Genomic DNA, 6,110 nt, shown 5'->3' with positions numbered 1-6,110 from the left:
CCCTCGTCCTCACCCTCTCCCCTCCCCTGTACAGCACGGGTAAGCTCACCGTGACCCACTCCAGCCCGTACACTACCCCAGGAGGGAGACCTTGAACCCCTTCAAGAACCTGTACCTGGCGTAACCCCTCCTCCTCACCTCCTTCCCCCTGGCGTACCTGGGGGAGGTCCTCTCCGCCTCCTCCAGGGCCCTCCTCTCGATCTCAGCCACCGTTTCATTTAATAGCGCGTCCTTCCCAAGTAACTCGGGGACGAGCGTGGTCACCACGTGATAAAATAGGCGTCTCATGGTATGACCTAGCGCTCGTCCCCTTTTTAGTGTTACTGATGTAGGATCAATTAAGTCACTTTCATTCTATAGAAACAAATAGAAATCGCAATGGAGCCCTGAATCGCCCTGGCTCAAAAAGATAGTAGATTTGAGCTAATAATAGTGGACAATTACAGTACTGATGACACCTACGAGATACTAAGGAAATTTAGGGGATATAATACAATTATAGAGAGATTTAATGGAAATAAGGGGGAAGCCAGGAATTTCGCGTTATCAATTTCCTCAGGCGATTATGTCTTGGCTCTTGATGCCGATCAAATATACTTTAATTTAACAAGATTAATTGATGAGTACATCGATAACTACTCCAATTTTGGAGTGAAAGTTGGAAGAAGTTCATTTCCAATTCTCGCCCCTAAGGATATGCTTTTAAGCGTAGGAGGTTGGAGAAGACTTCAATACGCTGAGGATTGGGATTTATGGTTTAGACTAGCGGACAAGTGTAAATATCTATATTTACCTGGAAGAGAGTATATTTTTGGACAGCATAACAGGGATCATAAGCGTAATGCTGGGAAAATGAATTTAATATCACATTATATCAATAAATATAGAGACATCTTCATAACGGGTTTGCCAGTAAACCTCAATAATCCAGGTTTAATGGTCTTGTTTGCTCTAGGTGTTATCAAAGCAATCCCTAGCTTATCACTAAAAAGACATTATAGTTGCTTGAAATATTTAAGAAAAGAAGTTCCGTCACATTTTCAGAATTTGGATTGGGATTTAAGGTTTCAATATAATCTACTTCTTTTTCAAAGCGAGAGATGTAGCGATCAAGTATTCCATAAACTATTAAACGATTTTGAGAAAGCCCATAGTTCGTCGCGTCAGCGTTGATACCTCTTTGATGGAAAGTCCCATAATCACTACAGAAAAGCTTTTAAATGTTTATTTAGAAAATATCGCAAATGTATAAATTGCTCTATATCAATCTTGGAAATCCTACTGTTTCTGGAGCAACAACAATTGTAACTGAACTATTGTTACGACTACCTATGAGAGGAGTTAAAGTTGATTTAATAGAGCTACTCTTTAAAGAAGAGGAGGGTTTGTTGGGAAGATATCCGGAGCTGAAGGAGAAAGTAAATGTTATACAGCAGTTATGGGACTTTAACGTAACTTAAAGATTTTCATCAGCCCCGGCGGTCCTCCTAAATGACGTTCAACGAACCTGAGGAACGCCTCCACGCTCCTCAGGTTCAGCTCCCCCACCAGCTCCCTGACGACGTTGTTGATGGTGAAGATCGTGAGGTAACCCTTAAGCCTCTCCCTCCTCCAGAACGAGGAGTCCTCCAGTCCCAGGGCCTTGACGTCCTTTAGAGCTCCTCGATCTCCCACCCGACAGGCCTCCTCCTCACTGAGCGAGAGGTCGGTCGTGTAGAGGTACCTGGCCTGTGTCCAGGAGTCACGTTTATGTTCCCGGACTAGCAACTTCACTGTAATCACTCGGCCTCCCAGGGTCAGGTCGGCGAAGTAGACTCCGGGGGTATCCCACTGGGAGGTGTCCCTCCCCCTCCTCGAGGGTCCCCCGAGTCTACCCTGGGCTCGGTTGGACTTGAGCCTTGACACCACTTTGTTCGTCACGGGCTTCTCGGACAGTACTGGGATCGAAGACGACCCTGGCTACCGGAAGGGCTCCTTGAGCACGTCCAACATCTGGCCAAGTCGATCTCGGTCTTGAACTCAGTGACCATCCCCATATTCAACATCTTCCTCACGGTGTAGGGGAAACCGTGAACGTCCTGCCCGTGGAGAGGTCCACTATCACGAGCGTGAGGAGCTTGGCCCTCTCGAACCTCCCGTGGGCGTGGCAGTAGATCCAGTAGTTCTCAGGGGCTAACGTCCCCCTGGAGCGTTGTGGTCCACGGTGTCGTCTATGATGACGAGAGGTCCCTTGACCAGTCTGACAGGACCTCCAGTCCCTCCACGCGTCGTCGAGTTCTCCCAACGCCCCCAGCAGATTTGCGTAGTCCAACCCGAAAGTCTCGGCCGCGTTCCTCACGCTGGCCCTCCCACCTACCAGGACCATGAGGACTAGCGTCAACCCGACCTTCCTGCTCCTCCCGTTCCTCCTGACCACGCCCAGCCTGTTGATCTCCCTGACCGGCCTCACCTTGGCTTCCCTGATCGAACTCTCCTCGTTCCGTATCTTTTCAGAAGGAGGGCACTAAAAAATAAAACCTTCTCTCCAACACCGATTTTACGGTAATACCTCCCTAAGATTCCCATAACTGCTGGAGTAAGACGACTACACGAGAACAACACTCCCAGTGATACAGTGTCTAGAGGACGTCAGACTAATCTAACACGGAGGCGTGATGGTACCGCTGAAATTTGATATTGCTCTGGAAGAATTGGTAGTTCTCTACGAAGGCAAATCACTGCTGCTAGACTTTCTGTCCTAAAGTGAAATAAAAATCGTTGGGAGGAAAACCCTTTTTGTCATCTGAGACACTAAGAATGACAACTCCCTGTTCAAGGATAGTTAGATATATGAGTCCTGAGCAGAGGAATTGTACTTATTATGTCAGAACTCACTGATCTCGGAAAAGGACTAATAACAAACTATGTTAACCTATTCAACGGAAGATTTATTTCACATCTTATAGGAGCTATAGGAAGTTTCTTAATTATAAGGATCCTTCAACCGGAAGAATACGGTGCCCTTTCTGTGGCCATGGCCTTTCCTACCATGCTGATGGTATTTGGTAATCTTGGGATAAATACGGCAGTAACTAGATACGTTTCTAAATTTAAGGATGTTAATTTGGATTTTGCAAAAAGTGTAATATTATCCGGGATGCTATTTGACTTCATTTTCGGAAGTGGTTTATCTATACTAGGTTATTTTATCTCACCTTACGTATTCTCCGTAATTTATGATAAGCCTGCCTTAGTGAATTTTGGAAGGTTGGCTAGCATTTATTCACTGACTTATTGGAGCTTCAGCTCCATTTTCTCTGGATTTCTTGGCTTCGAGATGACGAATTATAACAGCAGGTTGTGGACCGCACATTATGCGTTTCAGACGCTATTCACAGTATCCTTGGCTTTAGCATGGGAGAGGATTGAGGGGGCCATAGTCGGGTACATACTAGGATACGCCGCTGCGACGATTTATGGTTTATACATATTATGGAATAGGAAAATTCTAACAGGTGCTGCTCCTAAGTTATCTACACTAACTGAGATGCTTAAGTATAGCTTACCTCTGGTTGTTTCCTCATCTGTCGGAAATATTTTCGGAATCTATACTACATCAATAATCAATCGTTTCCTGACTGTGGTAGATTTATCTAACCTAAACGCCGCCTCCAAAATAGGATTCTTCTTCGATACGATCTTTAATCCACTTAGCTTTGCAGTACAACCGCTATTATCTAAGATTGATAGAAGTGATTCCATAAAGATGGTCAAAGTAGTAACAGAGCTCATGAAACTTAACAGTCTATTGGAACTCCCTATCATTATAGCCGTGATAGCACTTGCTAACCCCATCATAGATCTCATTGCTGGACCTCGATATTCTTCAGCATCGCTTTACTTGAGGTTGGCCATGATCGGTTTTTTACTGGGACCTCTTTCTGGCAGATCCGTGTTAGGAACACTTCTCATTTTTCAAGGATACACGAAATTTTCAATGAAGGTTGGAATACTGAATAACGTGACGTATGCTGTTTTAACAACGCTACTCGTATTGAAGTATGGAGCGTCAGGCTACTTTGTCTCCTCGTGGCTATCATGGATTCCTGGCTATATAATATCATTCGTGTTTGTTAGGTCAATTATAAACTATAGGTTCCCATGGAAACTTGTGGGACAGATCGCACTATTATCATGTATTACACTCTCTCCTTTATTTCTTATTCCTCAGAGTATTAATGTTTACGGTATAATTATCTCTATTCCACTGTTTCTTGTCCTTGTTAAGTTATACATTTATTTTGATATAATCACAAAAGAAGAGATTAATGTATTTTTGAGAGGGATGGAGAACACGAACTTAAGATTCATGGTGAAGTTTTTGGCTAAGTTCCTTTCCTAGTCATTGGCAGAAAAGCTGTCTAAAATGTCCCTGAATGATTTAGTGGTTGCGTCCCATGAGAATAGAGAGCCGCATTCCGTGGCATAATCTCTAAGCTCATCTCTATGCTCTAGAGACTTCAAGGCCTCCTTTAAAAGCTCTTCACGGTTATCCAATGGAGCTAAAGACACTGCCTTACATTCTCCGAAATAATGCCTGATTGCAGGAATGTCATAGGCTACGACAGGTAGACCATTGGCCAGGGCTTCTGCCACCACTATGCCGAAACTATCTAACTTGCTAGGATACAAAAGGAGCTTGGCATTCCTCATGAGGGAATATAATTTAGAACCGTCGTTTACTGGGCCTAGATAACGAATGCTCCTACCCACAATCTCTTTTTCCAAGTCATATCCGACATCTACGGGCCCTATTAAGGCATTGTTTTCAAAGCCCAATCGATTAAGCTTATCCATGACCCAGATTGCGTCTCGAGTACCCTTTACCAGCCCGAGTCTGGCCACATGTATCACATCAAATTTCTCGGCAGTGATATCCGATGATTTCCTCAAACTCTCTTCGTCTACTCCGCCTGGGGGGTCTAGGGCATGACACTGTATTCCGAACTCATTTTTAAGTTGTTCTCTTAAGATCACTCCGGCACAAATATTCCGTTTGCTTATTCTTGAATATTGATAAAAGGAATAAGCATTTCTTAGCCAGAACAAGGCCTCAATAGGGTTAGAAACCCTTGCTAATTTAATATAAAATTTCCACAACGGTAGTTGAATAAGGGGAATAGAAAATAGTATATTAATGTTTTTCTCATGTTTAGCTCCCATTATGAAGTCATATTTAGGTGAAATTTCATTTAATATTCTTTTGATCATTATAGATTTATAAATGTAGAAATAGAATTTTCCCAAGATATTCCTATTGAAAGGTAATCTTATTACTATATGTTCGTCTATGTTATCACTTATTTCTTTAAATTTACTTACTAGACCTTCTTCGCCCTTTGGGAGGATCTCCAATACGTCGAAAGTCATACCATGTTTTCTAGAGTTTCCTATTATCTTGGTTATCGTGGAGGTAGCACCTGAGAGGGAAGGCTCACCATAGTTTATATATAGTATTCTCAATGGAATTACATCCTTCATATAGATATTGAGTAGTCACTATAGTTATAAATTTATCATCTCTCGGAAAAAGATTATAGTGTTGTATGACCAATACATAAAATAGGTCAATAGGCTAGGTAAAATATAATTAGATGAGATTAACTTGTTGCTGTTGTGATGGGACCTTAGTATTTGTTTTGTGGGGAGTGTTCTCATACGGTCATCCTATTCGATAAGTAGTGGAGCAATTATTAGAGATGGAAGTTTGCTGGTGAAAACTTGTTGTGAGAGGGCTACGAGAGTGTTTGGGTGAGCGAGAAAGAACCTCGTAATCCTCGCACAGTTGATGTACGATCCTGAGGAATATGAGGGTTTAGGCCCAGGAAGTACGGGTTGTGGGAGTTGTCCTTAGTCCTGTCTGTTACGCCCTGGGCGTGAGGGTGGAGTTGGGGATCCCTCCAGGTCTACTACGTGAGAGGGGTGAGGTTGAGGAGGAGAAGGGAGTGTATGGTCACGTCCCTCGTGCGGTTCGGAGAGGGTCGTCAGGGACGGTTCCTCCAGGGGAAAGTTCAGGTGTAAGGGGTGCGGGAGGACGTCCTACGAGGGAGAGCATCACGTTAAGTAGGGAG

6 protein-coding genes and 2 pseudogenes are annotated in these 6,110 nt (G+C 43.6%); 4 read left to right on the top strand and 4 right to left on the bottom strand.

Features of this window, described 5'->3' with window-relative positions; all coding sequences use genetic code 11:
- A pseudogene (locus METMK1DRAFT_RS18385) lies at positions 1 to 288 on the bottom strand (IS256 family transposase); the annotation flags it as partial.
- Positions 289 to 390: 102 nt separating this feature from the next.
- On the opposite strand from METMK1DRAFT_RS18385, the gene METMK1DRAFT_RS00640 reads away from it, so the two are divergent.
- Positions 391 to 1,173, top strand: a complete 783-nt coding sequence (locus tag METMK1DRAFT_RS00640) for a glycosyltransferase (protein ID WP_082229984.1) — start codon at positions 391 to 393, stop codon at positions 1,171 to 1,173.
- Between the two features lie 71 nt (positions 1,174 to 1,244).
- A pseudogene (locus METMK1DRAFT_RS00635) lies at positions 1,245 to 1,430 on the top strand (glycosyltransferase family 4 protein); the annotation flags it as partial.
- A gap of 16 nt (positions 1,431 to 1,446) precedes the next feature.
- Here the strand turns inward: METMK1DRAFT_RS00635 and METMK1DRAFT_RS16995 are convergent.
- On the bottom strand, positions 1,447 to 1,920 hold the full coding sequence (locus tag METMK1DRAFT_RS16995; RefSeq protein WP_052300168.1) for a hypothetical protein: 474 nt from the start codon (positions 1,918 to 1,920) through the stop codon (positions 1,447 to 1,449).
- A gap of 130 nt (positions 1,921 to 2,050) precedes the next feature.
- A complete protein-coding gene (locus tag METMK1DRAFT_RS16985) occupies positions 2,051 to 2,449 on the bottom strand; it encodes a transposase (RefSeq protein ID WP_009069561.1) in 399 nt (132 codons plus the stop codon).
- 411 nt (positions 2,450 to 2,860) lie between these two features.
- On the opposite strand from METMK1DRAFT_RS16985, the gene METMK1DRAFT_RS00625 reads away from it, so the two are divergent.
- Complete coding sequence (locus tag METMK1DRAFT_RS00625; RefSeq protein WP_009069559.1) at positions 2,861 to 4,381, top strand: oligosaccharide flippase family protein; 1,521 nt, start codon at positions 2,861 to 2,863, stop codon at positions 4,379 to 4,381.
- Here METMK1DRAFT_RS00625 and METMK1DRAFT_RS00620 read toward each other — a convergent pair.
- The gene (locus METMK1DRAFT_RS00620; RefSeq protein ID WP_009069557.1) at positions 4,378 to 5,520 is read right to left on the bottom strand and encodes a glycosyltransferase family 4 protein; all 1,143 of its coding nucleotides are present in this window, start codon (positions 5,518 to 5,520) and stop codon (positions 4,378 to 4,380) included. The two genes, METMK1DRAFT_RS00625 and METMK1DRAFT_RS00620, sit on opposite strands and share 4 nt — an antisense overlap.
- Positions 5,521 to 5,876: 356 nt before the next feature.
- Here METMK1DRAFT_RS00620 and METMK1DRAFT_RS18050 point away from each other — a divergent pair.
- Positions 5,877 to 6,110: hypothetical protein (locus tag METMK1DRAFT_RS18050; protein ID WP_048087277.1), on the top strand; the 234-nt coding region annotated here is incomplete at its 3' end.

This window comes from Metallosphaera yellowstonensis MK1 (genome assembly GCF_000243315.1).
GTDB classification, from domain to species: domain Archaea; phylum Thermoproteota; class Thermoprotei_A; order Sulfolobales; family Sulfolobaceae; genus Metallosphaera; species Metallosphaera yellowstonensis.
This window is presented reverse-complemented; position numbering and strand designations above follow the sequence as displayed.